16 protein-coding genes are annotated in these 15495 nt (G+C 67.7%); 9 read left to right on the forward strand and 7 right to left on the reverse strand.

Annotated features, from left to right (window positions below; all coding sequences use genetic code 11):
* Positions 1–6: 6 nt before the first annotated feature.
* The 3 genes from tsaB to tsaD are packed head-to-tail and all read left to right on the forward strand — an operon-like array spanning position 7 to position 2285.
* Entirely contained in the window at positions 7–654 is a 648-nt protein-coding gene (tsaB, locus tag IE92_RS0108290) for a tRNA (adenosine(37)-N6)-threonylcarbamoyltransferase complex dimerization subunit type 1 TsaB (protein WP_030148032.1), read from the forward strand.
* A complete protein-coding gene (gene rimI / locus IE92_RS0108295; RefSeq protein ID WP_281173591.1) occupies positions 654–1184 on the forward strand; it encodes a ribosomal protein S18-alanine N-acetyltransferase in 531 nt (176 codons plus the stop codon). The genes tsaB and rimI overlap by 1 nt, the downstream gene beginning before the upstream one ends.
* A 24-nt stretch (positions 1185–1208) precedes the next feature.
* A complete protein-coding gene (gene tsaD / locus IE92_RS0108300) occupies positions 1209–2285 on the forward strand; it encodes a tRNA (adenosine(37)-N6)-threonylcarbamoyltransferase complex transferase subunit TsaD (protein WP_030148034.1) in 1077 nt (358 codons plus the stop codon).
* A 74-nt stretch (positions 2286–2359) separates the two neighbouring features.
* Here the strand turns inward: tsaD and IE92_RS0108305 are convergent, their stop codons facing one another.
* A complete protein-coding gene (locus IE92_RS0108305; protein WP_051701684.1) occupies positions 2360–3181 on the reverse strand; it encodes a putative protein N(5)-glutamine methyltransferase in 822 nt (273 codons plus the stop codon).
* 186 nt (positions 3182–3367) lie between these two features.
* Here IE92_RS0108305 and IE92_RS0108310 point away from each other — a divergent pair, with 186 nt between their 5' ends.
* Positions 3368–3862, forward strand: coding sequence for a hypothetical protein (locus IE92_RS0108310; protein ID WP_156027472.1), 495 nt, complete (start codon positions 3368–3370; stop codon positions 3860–3862).
* A gap of 44 nt (positions 3863–3906) precedes the next feature.
* Here the strand turns inward: IE92_RS0108310 and IE92_RS0108315 are convergent, their stop codons facing one another.
* A complete protein-coding gene (locus tag IE92_RS0108315) occupies positions 3907–5094 on the reverse strand; it encodes a class I SAM-dependent methyltransferase (protein WP_030148037.1) in 1188 nt (395 codons plus the stop codon).
* 163 nt (positions 5095–5257) lie between these two features.
* On the opposite strand from IE92_RS0108315, the gene groES reads away from it, so the two are divergent.
* Positions 5258–5554 (forward strand): co-chaperone GroES, encoded by a 297-nt coding sequence (gene groES / locus IE92_RS0108320; RefSeq protein WP_030148038.1) that lies wholly within the window; start codon positions 5258–5260, stop codon positions 5552–5554.
* A gap of 61 nt (positions 5555–5615) precedes the next feature.
* Here the strand turns inward: groES and IE92_RS0108325 are convergent, their stop codons facing one another.
* The 3 genes from IE92_RS0108325 to IE92_RS0108335 all read right to left on the reverse strand — a co-directional run bounded on the left by IE92_RS0108325 (position 5616) and on the right by IE92_RS0108335 (position 7119).
* On the reverse strand, positions 5616–6128 hold the full coding sequence (locus IE92_RS0108325; RefSeq protein WP_081863943.1) for a DUF4190 domain-containing protein: 513 nt from the start codon (positions 6126–6128) through the stop codon (positions 5616–5618).
* A 121-nt stretch (positions 6129–6249) separates the two neighbouring features.
* Positions 6250–6657: a DUF4190 domain-containing protein gene (locus IE92_RS16610; protein ID WP_051701683.1), complete on the reverse strand. Its 408-nt coding sequence runs from the start codon at positions 6655–6657 to the stop codon at positions 6250–6252.
* Positions 6658–6768: 111 nt separating this feature from the next.
* A complete protein-coding gene (locus IE92_RS0108335; RefSeq protein WP_081864019.1) occupies positions 6769–7119 on the reverse strand; it encodes a DUF4190 domain-containing protein in 351 nt (116 codons plus the stop codon).
* A gap of 160 nt (positions 7120–7279) precedes the next feature.
* Between IE92_RS0108335 and rarD the strand changes: the two genes are divergently transcribed.
* Both rarD and guaB read left to right on the forward strand, forming a co-directional pair.
* A complete protein-coding gene (gene rarD / locus IE92_RS0108340) occupies positions 7280–8269 on the forward strand; it encodes an EamA family transporter RarD (RefSeq protein ID WP_051701681.1) in 990 nt (329 codons plus the stop codon).
* A 102-nt stretch (positions 8270–8371) separates the two neighbouring features.
* Positions 8372–9874 carry an IMP dehydrogenase gene (gene guaB, locus IE92_RS0108345; protein WP_030148043.1) on the forward strand — a complete coding sequence of 501 codons (1503 nt, stop codon included), beginning with the start codon at positions 8372–8374 and terminating at the stop codon, positions 9872–9874.
* Positions 9875–9926: 52 nt separating this feature from the next.
* Here the strand turns inward: guaB and IE92_RS0108350 are convergent, their stop codons facing one another.
* Positions 9927–10811, reverse strand: a complete 885-nt coding sequence (locus IE92_RS0108350) for an AraC family transcriptional regulator (RefSeq protein ID WP_030148044.1) — start codon at positions 10809–10811, stop codon at positions 9927–9929.
* A 148-nt stretch (positions 10812–10959) separates the two neighbouring features.
* Between IE92_RS0108350 and IE92_RS0108355 the strand changes: the two genes are divergently transcribed.
* A complete protein-coding gene (locus tag IE92_RS0108355) occupies positions 10960–11718 on the forward strand; it encodes an SDR family NAD(P)-dependent oxidoreductase (protein ID WP_030148045.1) in 759 nt (252 codons plus the stop codon).
* A 254-nt stretch (positions 11719–11972) separates the two neighbouring features.
* Complete coding sequence (locus tag IE92_RS0108365) at positions 11973–14660, forward strand: helix-turn-helix transcriptional regulator (protein ID WP_156027474.1); 2688 nt, start codon at positions 11973–11975, stop codon at positions 14658–14660.
* 64 nt (positions 14661–14724) lie between these two features.
* Here IE92_RS0108365 and IE92_RS0108370 read toward each other — a convergent pair whose 3' ends face one another.
* Entirely contained in the window at positions 14725–15399 is a 675-nt protein-coding gene (locus IE92_RS0108370; protein WP_030148047.1) for a GAP family protein, read from the reverse strand.
* Between the last annotated feature and the right edge of the window lie 96 nt (positions 15400–15495).

Here is a 15495-nt window from a genome sequence, read left to right on the forward strand (position 1 = left end):
GGACATATGTTTTTGGCCATTGATACCTCCACCGGAACCGGCGTCGCCCTCGTGGACGGCACCGGGAAAATCCGGGCGTCCCGCGTTCTGGAAGACACCCGGCGGCACGTCGAGGTGGTGGGCACCTTCATTCAGGAGGTGCTGAGCGAGACCGGCACTGCCCCGGCTCAGGTCACCGCCGTGGCCGCGGGCATGGGCCCCGGGCCCTTTACCGGGCTGCGGATCGGGATCGCCGCCGCACGCGCCTTCGGGCAGGGTGCGCACATCCCGGTGATCCCGCTGGTGAGCCACGACGCCCTGGCCCTGGAATGGTACGAAAACGGCGGGACCGGCGAACTGCTGGTCACCACCGATGCGCGTCGTCGCGAACTCTACTGGTCGCGCTATACCGGGCTGGACACCGATGGCATTCCGGTTCGGGTGGCCGGGCCCTCCCTCGATCGTCCCGACGATCTCGACGCCGCCGAAACCGCGCGGCTGGCGGACGGTACCGCGGCTCCGCACCGGGTAGACGCCGTCGGGATCCCCGCCGGGGCCCTGGGCATCCTGGCGCTCCGGGTACAGACCTCCGGGCGCGAACACGCGGCCGATGAGGCGCTGTACCTGCGCCCGCCGGACATCGCCGCGCAGGGTCCGCGCAAGCGGGTGAGCTAGTGAGCGAGAACCCTCAGGCGCCCGGCCCGCAGATCGACCCGGTGTGGAGCCTGCGCACGGCCACCGCCGAGGACCTGGACGCGATCATGGCGATCGAGACCGCCGAGTTTTCCAGCGACGCCTGGTCCAGCCAGGCCATGGCCGCCGACCTCGCCTCCCCGCACACGCACTACCTGGTGGCATCCTTCGCCGGGGGACCGCGGGAGATCATCGGCTACGCGGGTCTGTTCGCCCCGGCGGGTGGGCTGGACGCCGACATCCAGACCATCGCCGTGTCCGCTCGGGCCCGGCGCCTGGGGATCGGCCGCGGGCTGATGACCGCGCTGATCGAGATTGCCCGCGCCCAGCGCATCCGCGAGGTCTTCCTCGAGGTGCGCGAGGACAAACCGGCCCCGCGCACCCTCTACCGCGACCTCGGATTCGAGGAGATCGCCGAGCGGCCGGGGTACTACCAGCCCGATAACGTCACCGCGATCGTGATGCGTCTGAGCATCCCGCAGCCCGAAACCGGCATCGGCCGGAACGCCTAGATTTCCCCGCTACGAAGGAACACCATGAACCGCGAAAACCCGCTTGTCCTCGGGATCGAAAGCTCCTGCGACGAGACCGGCATCGGCATCGTGCGCGGCACCACCCTGCTGAGTAATACGATCGCCTCCTCGATGGATGAGCACGCGCGCTACGGCGGCGTGGTCCCCGAGGTGGCCGCCCGGGCGCACCTGGAGGCGATGGGTCCCTCGATCGAGGCGGCGATGACCGAGGCGGGTGTGACCTTCGAGGAGCTCGACGCGATCGCCGTGACCAGCGGCCCCGGCCTCTCCGGTGCGCTGATGGTGGGGGTGGGTGCGGCCAAGGCGCTCGCGCTGTCCACCGGCAAGCCCTTCTACGCCGTGAACCATCTGGTGGGCCACGTGGGCGCCGACATCCTGGACACCCGCGGGGAACCCTTCGACTACCCCACCATCGCGCTGCTGGTCTCCGGCGGGCACACCTCGCTGCTGCTCGTGCGCGACCTGGTGGGGGATGTGGAACTGCTCGGCGAGACGATCGACGACGCCGCCGGTGAGGCCTTCGACAAGGTCGCCCGGATCCTCGGCCTGCCCTACCCCGGCGGCCCGCAGATCGACCGTGCGGCCGAGGGGGGTAACCCCGCGGCGATCCGTTTCCCGCGCGGGCTGAGCCTGCCCAAGGACATGGCCGCACACCGCTATGACTTCTCCTTCTCGGGGCTCAAGACCGCGGTGGCGCGCTGGGTCGAGCGGGCCGAGGACGCCGGGGAAGAGGTACCGATCGCCGATGTGGCCGCGAGCTTCCGCGAGGCCGTGGTGGACGTGCTGGTGACCAAGGCCATCAACGCCTGCACGGATCTGGGCGTTCCGCGCCTGCTGCTCGGTGGCGGTGTGGTCGCTAACGCGCGTCTGCGCGAGGTCGCCGCCGAGCGCGCCGCGGCCGCCGGGGTGGCCCTGCGGATTCCGCCGTTCTCGCTGTGCACCGATAACGGGGCGATGATCGCCGCGCTCGCCGCCCAGCTGATCATGGCCGGCAAGGAGCCCTCGAGCCTCGGGGTCGCCGCCGACTCAACCCTGCCGGTCACCGAGATCCAGGTGGCCGAGCTCACCGCCGGCAGCTAGGAACCGGGGTCACTCGCGGGACTGGTTGTGGTTCGCGGGGAGGGGGCTTTCGGGAGCGGTTGCCCGACGGGGGCTTAGGATTCGCGGATCTGGTTGTGGTTCGCGGGGAGGGTGCCCTCCAGCACCGTTGCCTCACGGGCCGGATCGTGGCTTGCGTGCGGGCGGAGCCCGGCGGCGGCAAAGGCGTCGCGTAGGGTACCGAGCTGCGCGGCCGAGATCTCGATCAGCAGACTCCCGCCCGGCCGTAGCCAGCGGGCGGCATCGGCGAGGATCCGTCGGTGGATGCTCAGGCCGTCGTGTCCACCGTCCAGGGCCGTGGTGGGTTCATAATCGCGCGCCTCGGCGGGCATCCCGGCGATGCTGTCGGTGGGCACATAGGGGGCGTTGGCCACGATCACGTCGAAGGTGCCCAGCAGGCTCGGGGGTAGCGCGGCGTAGAGGTCGCCGAGATACAGCGGAACGTCCGTGCCGAGGTTCTGGCGGGCCCATTCGAGGGCGAGGGCGTCGCTGTCGGTGGCGATCAGGCGGGCATCGGGCACGTGTTCGCGCACGGCCAGGGCGATGGCACCGGAGCCGGTGCAGAGGTCTAGGATCTGCGCCCCCGGGGTCTCAAAGGAGCGGGCAATGGCGCGCAGCGCCAGATACTCGGTGCGGCGGCGCGGAACAAAAACCCCCGAGCCCAGGCGCACCCGCAGCCCGAGAAAGGCCGCCCAGCCGAGCACCTGTTCGAGGGGTTCCCCGGCGATCCGGCGCCTGATTAGTGCCTCGGTTTGCGCCGCGCCCCGGACCTCCCAGGCTTCGGCCAGCAGCGCTGCCTCCTCGGCGGCAAACACACAACCCGCCGCGCGGAGCCGGTCGGTGACCGGTTCCCAGGGGAATTGCGTCGTGGAGCGCATGGCGACATGCTACGTCCGACCGCCGTGAGAAACCAGGGTTTTGTCGAATATCGGCCCCGAAGTGGTGGGGACATTCACGCTGCCGTAGCGGCGGCCCTCCCGATACGCGGCCGAATTCGGATAGTCTACCCAGGACGCGGGGACCCCGCGCCCGTGGAACGCGAGAGCACCGGTTCGGAGGAGCCCATGACCACCCCAGGATTCCCGAATCCCGGCCAGCCCGCTCCCGGCGAGCCCGCTCCCGGCCAGTCCGCTCCCGGCCAGCCAACTCCCGGCGAGCCCACGCCCGGCTGGGGCGATGCTGCTGCCGGAGCCCGACCCACGCCCGGCTGGGGCGATGCTGCTGCGGGGCTCCCCGCCGCCCCCGGTGCGGGTGCTCAGCCCGGCTGGAACGACGCCGCCGCGGGATACACCGGTTTTGCGCCCGGCGCCCCGCCGACCGCACGGGCCACCGCCACCTTTGTCCTGGGCCTGATCGGCCTGATCGGGGGCATCGTGTTTGGGTGGGGATTCCCCGCCTCAATCATTGCCCTGGCCCTTGCGCCCGGTGCCCTGCGCGCGGACCCCGCCGGTCACGCGCGCGCTCGCCGCGGGCGCACCCTGGCCGTGGCGGGGTTGATCGCCACCGCGCTGTGGGCGGGCTACAGTCTGCTGCGCATCATCGAGCTGGTTCTCGGCTAGCAGCGTAGACCGTAACCTCCACCGGAGGTTATCCCCGCGAGTGACTAGGCGCGTTCGGCCAGCAGCGCCGCGTGCTGCCCGTCGATCCGGGTGAGGAACAGCGTGGCCGAGTTTTTCCCCGAGAGTGACATCCGTTTGCGGAAGGTCGCCGGGTCGATATCCACCCCGCGCTTCTTGACCTCCAGCGTGCCGATCCCGCGCGCCTTGAGTTCCCGCTTGAGCTTCTTCTCATCCAGGGTGAATCGTTCCAGGATTCGGAAGCGGGCGGCAAACGGGGTCTCGACCGCCGCGTCTCCGGTCAGGTAGGCGATGCCCGAGCTCAGCATGCCCGCGCCCAGCTCCCGCGCTAGGTCGCCGATCAGCCGGGCCCGGATCACCGAGCCGTCGGGCTCATACAGATACTCACCGAGCTCGCGCACCTCGACATCCGCGCTGTCCGCTGCGGCGATCATCTCGTGGCTACCGGCATCGTTCATCACCAGGGCGGCACGGGTGATACCCGGACGCGCGAGCCTCGGGGACCAGAGCCCGAGTTCCACAACCTGTCCATCCACGGTGATCCACTGCGCCTCCCAGCCCTCGGGGATGTCCTCGCGGTCGAACCCCGGGCCGAGCTTGATGCCCACGGCCCGCGTCTCGGCCAGGCCGAAGGCGAAGTCAAGGCTCGGGGAGTAGTCGGAGGCGCGGGTCAACCGGGTGGTGTTGCTGTGGCCCGAGGTGCGCCGGGCGGGATCGAGATAGATCGCGTCGTACGGGGCCAGGTCCACATCCTCGGCGGAGGCGTTGAGGACGTCGGCGTTCTCAAACGGGGCCAGGTTGTAGCTGGCGAGGGTCGCGGTGACCTCGTCGCGATCCACCGCGGTAACCCGCAGCCCGATGGCCGCGGCGGCCAACGCGTCGCCGCCGATCCCGCAGCCCAGGTCGATCAGGTGGTCGGGGGCCAGGGCCCGAAAGCGGCCGGCGTGCAGCGCGGCCACGCGCAGTCGGGTGGCCTGTTCGAGGCCCGCCTGGGTGAAGAGCATACGCTCGGCAAACTCACCGAACTTTCCCACCGCCTTGCGGCGCAGCCGATCCTGGGTCAGCGCGGCCGACACCAGCGCCGGGGCATGGCCCTGGGCTCGCAGACGGCTGACCCGCGTCACCGGGTCGGCGCCCGCGGGTTCCTGCGCCAGATCGTCGAGGAGACGCAGCCCCTCGGGGGTCAGCAGTTCGAGTAGCTCGTTTCTGTCCACCGCCCAAACCTACCAATATCGCGGGGAACGTGTCGGGGCCATGCCGCCGAATGTGTCGCCGCGTTGGCACTCGCGTTGCAAGAGTGCCAACGGATCCCTAGACTGTGATTAGCACTCTCGACGTGAGGGTGCTAACCACGCTTAGTCTAGAAAGAGGTCAACCGTGTCGGTCTCCATCAAGCCGCTCGAGGATCGCATCGTCATCAAGCAGGTCGAGGCGGAGCGTACCACTGCTTCGGGCCTGGTCATCCCCGAGTCCGCAACCGAAAAGCCCCAGGAGGGCGAGGTTGTTGCGGTCGGTCCGGGTCGCATCGACGACAACGGCAACCGCATCCCGCTCGACGTCGCCGTCGGCGACAAGGTCATCTACTCCAAGTACGGCGGAACCGAGGTGAAGTACGGCGGGGAAGACCTGCTCGTGCTCTCGGCTCGCGACGTCCTCGCCGTGGTGGTTCGCTAACCACGCAGGAGACAACACAGCGCCCATCCGGATTCCGGATGGGCGCTGTGTTGTGCGGGGGCTAGTAGCTCGAGTAGTCCATCGGGGCGTTTGCGAACAGGATGACCGCAAACACGATGTAGAAGGCAAAGATCAGCAGTCCGATCACCGTGAAGATGTAGCTCAGCACCAGGCCGGCGGTTGCTAGGCCCGCGCCGCCCTCGCCGGAGGTCTTGAGCTGCTTCTTTGCGATGTGTCCCAGCACGATACCGGCCGGGGCGAACACAAACGCGAAGACCAGCGAGAGGATCGCCAGCAGGTTGGTGCGCGGCGGGGCAGCCGGGTAACCGGGCTGGGCGTATCCCTGCTGAGGGTAACCCTGCTGGGCACCGTAGGCCTCGGGAGCGGGGTAGCCCTGCGGGGTCGGGTAGCCGGCCTGCTCGGGCTGAGCTGGGTAGGCGGGCTGACCGTAGGGCTGTTCCGGCTGCGCCGGGTACGCGGGCTGGCCGTAGGGCTGCTCGGGCTGCGCCGGGTAGGCGGGCTGGCCCTGGGGCTGCTCGGGCTGCGCCGGGAAGTTATTATTGTTGTCGCTCATGGTGTGATCCCCTCGAAGTGTGTTTCCTAATTCTGACATACCCGCGTATTTCGGGGCCAGTGGGGGACATCCGAGTAAACAAAACGCCCGCTCGGTGAAGCGGGCGTCTCGTGTGCGGCGGCTAGTAGCCGTAACCGCTGTAACCGGCGGTGGCGCCGATGATTCCACCCACGAGGCCGATCACGAAGAACATCAGCCACAGGGCAAAGAAGATGTAGCCGATGATCAGGCCCGCCTTGGCCAGACCCGCGCCGCCCTCCCCCGAGGTCTTCAGCTGCTTGAGCGAGATGTGACCGAGGACGATCCCCGCCGGGGCAAATACGATTCCGAAGATCAGCGCGAGGATGGCCATGATGCTGGTCTTCTGCGGTGCGGCGGCGTAGCCGGGCTGGGCATACCCCGGCTGCGGTGCGGCGTACCCCTGCTGCGGAGCCGCGGCGTACCCCTGAAGTTCCGGGGCGGGCTGCTGGGTGGGGTACGCGGCGGGCTGTTCGGCACCCGGCTGCGGGGTGAAGTTGGGGTCGCTCATGTTCGGATCTCCTTGATAAAACCGTTTTCCTCCACGCTTTCACACCCGTGTGGGCGGAGGCACCGGGGAGTCACAACGAGTATTGAGAACTGTCGCATAGCGTATGCGGGTCTAGACATACATCTCGCTGAAGATCGCTCCGAACAGGAGCTTCATGAGAACAAAAAACAGCACCAGGCCGATAACTGCCAGGAATGTGCTGACGTATCCGACGATCAGACCCGCTCGTGCCAATCCCCGGCCGCCCTCTCCGGAGGTCTTGACCTTTGAGAGTGCGATGTGCCCGAGCACGATGCCAACCGGGGGAATGAGAATCCCGAAAATGAGCGCCAGGATCGCCATCGTCGCGGTGCGTGGAGGCACCGTGGGGTACACCTGCGGCCTGCCCGCTGAATACGGTGACATCGAATACGGGGGATACCCCGAACTCTCGGACGGGAAGTGGGGTGTGGGTTCAGTCATGTCTGCTCCTGGAATGCCGGTCAGACCACGCTTTCACGCCCGTGGTGCTCGTGGGCCGGGGCGGCGGAACCGGTGTCGAGGGCTGTCGCATGCGGACTTACGGAATCGTCGCCCCGATATTCGGGTTATCCTCGGTTGTTCCCACAAAGAAAGCACACCCTTGACTTCCCCTACCCCGTCCGAGTCACGCCGCGGCCTCTCCTATGCGCTCCTGTCCTACCTGATCTGGGGTATCCTGCCGCTGTACTTCGTCCTGCTCAGCTCCGTTAACCCCTTCGAGATCGTCGCCTGGCGGATCGTGTTCACCGCGATTCTCTGCGCCCTGCTGATCACGATCACCCGCACCTGGTCCGAGGTGCGCGAGGTCCTGCGCCGTCCGCGCATGGTCGGCGTGATCGCCGCCGCGGGCCTGGTCATCTATGTCAACTGGCAAACCTATGTGATCGCGACCACGAGTGGCTATGTGGTCGAGGCCGCGCTGGGATACTTTGTGAACCCGGTGGTCACCATCCTGCTGGGCGTGATCATCTACCGCGAGAAGCTGCGCCCCACCCAGTGGTTTGCGCTGGGCATGACCGTGGTCGCGTTTGTGATCATCTCGATCGGCCTGGGCCGGGTACCCTGGATTGCGCTGATCCTCGCGGTGACCTTCGGCATCTACGGCGTCCTGAAGAAGGGCATCGGGGCCCGGGTCAGCGCGCTCACCGGACTGTTTGTCGAGACGATCCTGCTGCTGCCGGTGGCCGCGATCATCATCGGCATTGTCTGGGCTCACACCGGCAGCCTGGACCTGCTGCACTCCTCGCCGCTGCTGACCATCCTCATGATCGCGACCGGAATCACCACCGCGGCCCCGCTGCTGCTGTTCGCCTCGGGCGCTCGCCGCATCTCGCTGACCACCCTGGGATTCGCCCAGTACCTCGGCCCGACGCTGATGTTCCTGATCGGCTGGCTGGTGCTCGGCGAGCAGCTGCCGCCCGAGCGCTGGATCGGATTTGGGATCGTGTGGCTTTCACTCGTTATCCTGTCGGTAGACCTGGTTCGCCACGGCCGGGCCAACCGGCTCGCGGATGCCGCGCTGGCCCAGGCCCAGACCGGCGCGATCCCGATCGTTGCCCCCACAGAGAAGCCTGAGAACCAGGGGAAATAAATCTCCCGCAATATCGCTTAACATGGACTATCGGGTCCCTACCGGGATTCGAGTGGACATCCGCGACCCCCACCCGGGCCCAGAGACAGCAAAAGAGGAAATATGGAACAGCCGGATCCGTTCGGATTCTTGGGATTGACCTATGACGACGTGATGCTCCTTCCCGGGCACACCGACGTGATCCCCAGTGAGGCACGCACGACCACCCGGCTCACCAAGCGCATCACCATGAACTCGCCGCTGCTGTCCTCCGCAATGGACACCGTGACCGAGTCCCGCATGGCGATCGCAATGGCCCGCCACGGTGGTATCGGCATCCTGCACCGCAACCTCTCCATCGAGGAGCAGGCCGCGCACGTGGACAAGGTGAAGCGCTCCGAGTCGGGCATGATTACCAACCCCGTCACCACCCGCCCCGAGGCCACCGTGGCCGATGTGGACGCGATCTGCGGCGAGTTCCGCGTATCGGGTCTGCCGGTGGTGGAGTCCGATGGCACCCTCGTGGGCATCATCTCCAACCGCGACATGCGCTTTGTGGATAACGACAAGATGGCCACCACCAAGGTGTCCGAGGTCATGACCCCGCAGCCGCTGATCACCGCCCCGGTTGGCATCTCCAAGGAAGACGCGCTGGCGATCTTCGCCCAGCACAAGGTTGAGAAGCTGCCCCTGGTGGACGAGGCCGGCAAGCTGCGCGGTCTGATGACCATCAAGGACTTCGACAAGACCGAGCGCTACCCCGACGCGACCAAGGACGACGAGGGTCGTCTGCGCGTGGGTGCGGCCATCGGCTTCTTCGGTGACGCCTGGAAGCGCGCCTCCGCCCTGCGTGACGCGGGTGTGGACGTGCTCGTGGTGGACACCGCCAACGGCGACAGCGCCGGCGTGCTGGACATCATCCGCAAGCTCAAGGCCGACCCGAGCTTCGCCCACATCGACATCATCGGCGGCAACGTCGCGACCCGTTCGGGCGCGCAGGCGCTGATCGACGCCGGTGCCGACGCGATCAAGGTGGGCGTGGGCCCGGGCTCGATCTGCACCACCCGCGTGGTGGCCGGCGTGGGTGTGCCCCAGGTCACCGCCGTCTACGAGGCCTCCCTGGCCGCTCGCGAGGCCGGCGTTCCGGTCATCGCCGACGGTGGTCTGCAGTACTCCGGTGACATCGCCAAGGCCCTGGTTGCCGGTGCCGATAGCGTGATGCTCGGTTCGCTGCTCGCCGGCTGCACCGAGAGCCCCGGGGACCTGGTGTTGGTCAACGGCAAGCAGTTCAAGAAGTACCGCGGCATGGGTTCGCTGGGTGCGCTGCAGACCCGCGGCAAGAAGACCTCGTACTCCAAGGACCGCTACTTCCAGTCCGACGTACCCACCGATGACCAGCTCATCGCCGAGGGTATCGAGGGCCAGGTTCCCTTCCGTGGACCGCTCTCGGCCGTGGCCTACCAGTTGATCGGTGGCCTGCGCCAGTCGATGTTCTACGTGGGTGCGCGCACCATCGCCGACCTCAAGCAGAACGGTAAGTTCGTCCGGATCACCGCGGCCGGCCTCAAGGAGAGCCACCCGCACGACATCCAGATGGTGGCCGAGGCCCCCAACTACCGCGGCTAATCGCCCGTAACGGAGGGCGGCCCCGGAACGTAATCGTTCCGGGGCCGCCCTCTTAGTGTGTGGTGGCGCGGAGGAGTGCGCCGTCTCGGGAGGGAGAAACGCCAAACTCACGTCGGTACTCTCGGCTGAACTGGGACGGACTCTCATATCCGACGGAGTATGCCACTCCGGTGACATCCGTCTCGCCGGCCGCGAGACGAATGCGAGCGTCCTGCAGGCGCAACATCTTTTGGAACTGAATCGGGCTCATCGCGGTTGCCGCCTGAAACGACCGATAAAAGGTGGACTCACTCATGCGGCTCATCGTGGCGAGCTCGCTGACCCGCAACGGCTCAACAAAGTGCTCGCGGATGTGACGCATGGCGCGGCCAATCCGAGTCTGCCGGCCGTCCGGCAGCCCCAGCCCGCGCACGGCGGCACCATGGGGGCCGCGCAGCAGCAACCAGATCAGCTCCCGCTCAATGAGCGGGGCGAGTGCCTCGCGATCGCGTGGCCGGTCGCACAGTGACACCATGCGAAAGACCGCGTCAATCAGATGTTCGGTGGCTTCCCCCACGCTGGAGGCGTGTGCGCGGTCGCTGCGCTCCGCCGGGAGGTGTGCTGCGGCGGGGGAGTTCAGTACCTCCGCTATCGTTTCCGGGCGCAGGTTGAGCGAGAATCCCAGTGCCGGCTTGGCCGGGGTTGCCTCGGTAAACGCGCCTGAAATAGGCAGATCCATCGATGTGACCAGAATCTGTCCGCTGCGGTACTCCAGCACTTCCGTGCCAAAGGTCATGCGTTTAGTTCCCTGTGCCATCAGCACAAATAGGGTGCCGGTGGAGGAAAAGACGGGTGCGCCAACGCGCGGAACCGAGGAGATGCGAACGCCGGGTGCAACGGTGCGCTCGCCGTCGCACACGTGCCGGCCGATGAGGTCGCGAAGGTCATCGATTTTCATGATTCAATTCTGCCTGTGCGCATCCCCGACCGGGCAGGTTTTGCCAGGATTAGGCAAGAATCTGCGAGGAACTGATGGGGTGATCCCGTGCGTCGAGTGTTGACTGAATACCGATACTCCTCACGCCCACGAATGAACGGGAAACCTCATGACTATTGCACTCATCACCGGCGCAAGCTCCGGAATTGGCCGGGCCGCGGCCACGTCAATCGCACGCACGGGGGCTGGCGTGGTCCTCACCTATCGGGGAAACCGAGCCGGAGCGGATGAGGCGGTTGCCGAGATTCGTGCCGCCGGCGGGCAGGCCGCAGCCCTGAGCCTCGATCTGGGAGACTCGGCCTCGTTCGTGGATTTCCGGGAACGGCTGACGCAGATCCTCGCGGCGGAGTGGGGCACCGACACGATCAACGTTCTGGTTAACAACGGCGGCTTCAGCGCCGCTGAGCCGTATGCGGAGCTCAGCGAGCAGACGTTTGATCACCTGGCGGATGGACTCCTGAAGGGCCCGTTCTTCCTGACCCAGGCGCTTCTCCCTCTGCTGGCGGACGGCGGTTCCATCATCAACGTCACCAGTTCCTCCACCGCACCGATGTCCGTAACCCCCGGCTACTCGGCCTATGCGGCGATGAAGGGTGCTCTCGTGGTGCTCACCCGGTACCAGGCGAAGGAACTGAGCGGTCGCGGCGTGCGAGTGAACTCCGTATCGCCGGGCCCCACCCTCACGCGCCTGGGAAATGATGGATTCTCCCGCAACCCCGACGTCATCCCGATGCTCGCTGAGCGCACGGCCCTGGGACGGGTCGGGGAGGGACGGGACGTTGGCGACGTCATCGCGTTCCTGGCTTCGGATGCGTCCCGCTGGGTTACCGCGCAGGACATCGAGGTATCCGGCGGTTTTGGGCTCTAGCCAGTCGCCCCATCGAACCGAGGGCGGCAAGTTTGTTCGGTTCACCGAGGCCGGCCTCAAGGAGAGCCACCCGCACGACATCCAGATGGTGGGCGAGGCTCCCAACCACCGCGGCTAATCTGGTATCCCAATACGGGCCGGTGATCCTGATCACCGGCCCGTTTTGTGTGCACGAACGACACGTCCGGCCGGAGTGTGACGGAGTTCGAAACAGGATTTCCCCGCGGACCCATGACAGCCAGTATGCTGCCAGCGTGGAGGGAAAATTCGACGGGGTCTGGCGGGAATCGCCGTGGTTTCTCACCACGCCTCCGAAACCGCGCAGCGACGCTCCGGCACGCGCCCGGGTGTCGCGTCTGATCGATGAGGCCGTGGCCGAGGTCCCCCTGGTACTGGTGCTTGCGCCACCCGGGTATGGGAAAACCGGGGCGCTGGCGGCCTGGGCACTCACCCGGCTCGAGGCAACCGCCTGGCTCACCCTGACCCGCAGCCTTATGGATCCGCGCGGCCTGGTGGGCGGTATCCTCTCGGCGCTGACCCGCGGCGACCGGAGCCCCGGAGCCGCGACCGCACGGGCGGGCGTGAGTGCGCTGCTGGGGCGCGATGCCGACCCGCTGCGTGCGGCCGACCTCCTCCTGACCTTCCTCGCCGAGCGCGACCGAGACGCCCCCGCGTTGACCCTGGTCATTGATGATGCGCACCTGATTGCGGATCCGGCGAGCGTGGAAATCCTTGAGCACCTAACCCGGCACGGTACCGAAGCGGGCCTGACCCTGGTCCTAGCGGGCCAGGGCGGCCTTGAGCGTCTGCTGAGCCGGGCTCGGGCCTATGGGCGCTCGCGCACCCTCGGCGCCGAGGACCTGTCGATGCGTGCGCCGGAGATCGCCCAGAGCGCTCAACACGCGGGCCTCGGCATCACCGAAGCCGAGGCCGCCGGAATTCAGGTCCGGACCCAGGGGTGGCCGATCGCGGTCCACCTGGAGCTGATCGGTCGACACACCGCCGGGGAACGGGTGAGCCTGGCCGCCACCGAGCCGGTCCTGACCGACTATGTGACCGGCCTGATCCTGGGATCGGTCCGGCCGGAGCTGGCCGAGTTCATGCTGCGGGTGACCACGTGCGACCGGGTGAGTGCGCGGCTGGCCGAGGAACTCTCCGGACGTGCCGACAGCGCCACGCTGCTGGCCGAGTGTGAGCGGGCGGGCCTGTTTCTCACCCGCTTCGTGGATGGCGAAAACAGCGTCTACCGGTGGCACGACGTGTTCGCCCGGCACTGCCGGATCGCGCTGCGCCGCGATCATCCGGCGCTCGCGGTGACCCTCGACTCGATTGCCGCCCGGGAACTCGCCACCGACTATCCGATCGAGGCGAGCGGGCACGCCCTGCGTGCCGGACAGCCCGAAACCGCGGTGGAGATTCTGCGGTCCAGCTGGCTCCGGCTGGTCCTGGAATCCGGGGCCGAGACCCTGCGCGAACGCTGTGTGACCCTGCCCGATGCCTGGCCGGATGATCCCGAAATTCTGCTGATGCGTGCGTGCGCCCTCGACGCCCTGGGGGATCCTCCCGGTGCCGCAAGCCTCGCCGCCCGTGCCCAGGCGCGGCACCTCCGTGACCGAGCCGCCGGAGAGGAAACCCGGGTTCTCGCCGCGCTGATCCTCGCCTCCGAATGGGGCGAACTCGCCGCGGCCGCCGACCGGATGCGCGAGCTGATCGAATCCGGAATCCGCCTGCACACGCCCTACGCCTATCTGCTGTTTGTCCTGGGCCTGGCCGAAACCAGGCTGCGTCGCAATCCCGCCGAAACCATGCGGCTGCTGCGGGCCGCGGCGGGGGAGGCCAGGGCGTCGGGATTGACCGAGCTCACCCGATGGGCGCTGATCAACCTGCGCTTCGCGTGCGTCTATGGCGGACAATTCCGTGCCGCCGACGCGCTGGCTGAGGAGATTACGGCACATGTCCGCGACCATCACGGGGCGGATGAACCGCGCCCGGCCGATGCACCGGGTGGGAATCACCCCACCCTGGCCTTCGAGCGGGATGAACCGGGGCACCCCCACGTGGACGGCGGCATCGATCGTTTCGCCACCGGCTTTACCCACTTCTGGCGGGGTGATCGTGCGGAGACTCGGAGAGCCTTTGAGACGGTGATCATCCGGGATACCTCGGCCACGTCCTTCGCCGGCGTCGCCCGGGTACTGCTGGCGGTGTTGGCCGCAGAAACTCCGGATCCGGCGGCCTGGACCCGGGCCCGGCGTACTCTGACCGCGGTGGCCCCGCGGGAGTCCTACGGGGTGCCCTGGCCGCTCTACCGTGACCTGGGTGAGGCCGTGCTGGCCTTCGCCGCCGGGGACCGGACCGCCGCGCTTGAGCGGTTGGCCAGCCTGGACGGTCGCGAGGATGTGCCGATGTGTCAGGCGCTCGCCGCCGAGGTGTATCGCCGAGCCGGGGAACCCGAGCGCGCGCTCGGGGCGCTGGCCCTGATCGGTCCGGATAACCGGGGGTCCTATCTGCGGGTGAGTGCCCTGGTGACCTCGGCATTGATTCTCGCCGCCCGCGACGATCACGCGGGTGCCCACGACCGGCTGGAACGCGCACTGGATGCGGCCGTCCCGCAGGGCATTCGCCGCCCGTTTCTCGCCGAGGACCCCGACCTGCTGGGGCTCCTTGAGGCGCACGGCCGCTGGGGGAGCGCGCATGAGGGGTTCCTGGCGAGCCTGGATACACATCCGCGGGGAATTACCGCGCCCGGCACGACCCTCTCGGCACGTGAGCGGGAGATCCTGGGGTTTCTGCGGACCACGCTGACGGCCGAGGAGATCGCTCGCGAACTGCACGTCTCGGTGAATACCGTGCGCACCCATCAGCGGGCGATCTATCGCAAGCTCGGGGTGACCACCAGACGGGACGCGGTGCGGCTGCGCGACCTCACCAACCGTGGATGATTCCCGCGGCCGAGGCTAGCCGCCAACACCGTTCGTGGACGAGGGTAAAGGGGATCCGGTCGGCCTAGGAGAAACTGGCGATGCCCTTGCCCAGCAACACGAACGCGAACACCAGCAGCAGCGTGGCCATGATCGCCGCGTTGTTCTGGGTGAGCCAGATGCGCAGCTGCTCCAGCGTCCCGGCCAGCCGGTTCGCGGCAAACAGGTATCCCACCACGGGGAGCAGGATGGTCAGCGATCCGATCACCGTGAGGACCACCACCGCGGTGACCACCTCGCCCGTGCTCAGCGCTCCGGCGGTGCCGATCGCGAGCCCGGCCGAGAGCACAAGCACCAGGTTTTTGGGATTCACCGCCAGGATCGCGCCCAGGAGCACCGCCCGCAGCACCCCGAGACCGTTGATCGAGTCCATCCAGCGGGGCAGGGCTGCACTCTCCCCGGGGGCCGGACGCGACTTCCAGCGTCGGATCGCCAGCAGGAATAGCGCGAGCGCCAGCACAATCTTGATCACGCCGATGATCGGACGCGGACCCTCCTGGTCCGCCTGCGGCAGCACCGAGGACAGCGCGGTGGCCGCGGTCAGGATGACCGCCAGCCCCAGAATCCACCCCAGTAGGAACGCCGGGGCGGTCGCCCGGGCTCGCGGGGAGAGCAGCATCAGGATGGCCGCGATGATCGGGACCGGGCTGAGTGCCACACCGATCATGAGGGGGAGTCCATCGCCCAGGGCATCGCCCATGTTGTGGTGTCCTTTCGGCCGTGCCGCGATCTCCGACCGAATCGCGATTCGGAACCAACCTAGGCGGGCGGGCACCCCGCGTCCACCCCCCATCAC

Source organism: Mycetocola saprophilus (genome assembly GCF_000718085.1).
GTDB lineage: Bacteria > Actinomycetota > Actinomycetes > Actinomycetales > Microbacteriaceae > Mycetocola > Mycetocola saprophilus.

Excerpts from the sequence above, each read along its gene's own strand:
- tsaB (WP_030148032.1), top strand. The coding sequence starts at position 7 with ATGTTTTTGGCCATTGATACCTCCACCGGAACCGGCGTCGCCCTCGTG.
- tsaD (WP_030148034.1), top strand. The coding sequence starts at position 1,209 with ATGAACCGCGAAAACCCGCTTGTCCTCGGGATCGAAAGCTCCTGCGAC.
- IE92_RS0108305 (WP_051701684.1), bottom strand. The coding sequence starts at position 3,181 with ATGCGCTCCACGACGCAATTCCCCTGGGAACCGGTCACCGACCGGCTC.
- IE92_RS0108310 (WP_156027472.1), top strand. The coding sequence starts at position 3,368 with ATGACCACCCCAGGATTCCCGAATCCCGGCCAGCCCGCTCCCGGCGAG.
- IE92_RS0108325 (WP_081863943.1), bottom strand. The coding sequence starts at position 6,128 with ATGAGCGACAACAATAATAACTTCCCGGCGCAGCCCGAGCAGCCCCAG.
- IE92_RS16610 (WP_051701683.1), bottom strand. The coding sequence starts at position 6,657 with ATGAGCGACCCCAACTTCACCCCGCAGCCGGGTGCCGAACAGCCCGCC.
- IE92_RS0108335 (WP_081864019.1), bottom strand. The coding sequence starts at position 7,119 with ATGACTGAACCCACACCCCACTTCCCGTCCGAGAGTTCGGGGTATCCC.
- guaB (WP_030148043.1), top strand. The coding sequence starts at position 8,372 with ATGGAACAGCCGGATCCGTTCGGATTCTTGGGATTGACCTATGACGAC.
- IE92_RS0108350 (WP_030148044.1), bottom strand. The coding sequence starts at position 10,811 with ATGAAAATCGATGACCTTCGCGACCTCATCGGCCGGCACGTGTGCGAC.
- IE92_RS0108355 (WP_030148045.1), top strand. The coding sequence starts at position 10,960 with ATGACTATTGCACTCATCACCGGCGCAAGCTCCGGAATTGGCCGGGCC.
- IE92_RS0108370 (WP_030148047.1), bottom strand. The coding sequence starts at position 15,399 with ATGGGCGATGCCCTGGGCGATGGACTCCCCCTCATGATCGGTGTGGCA.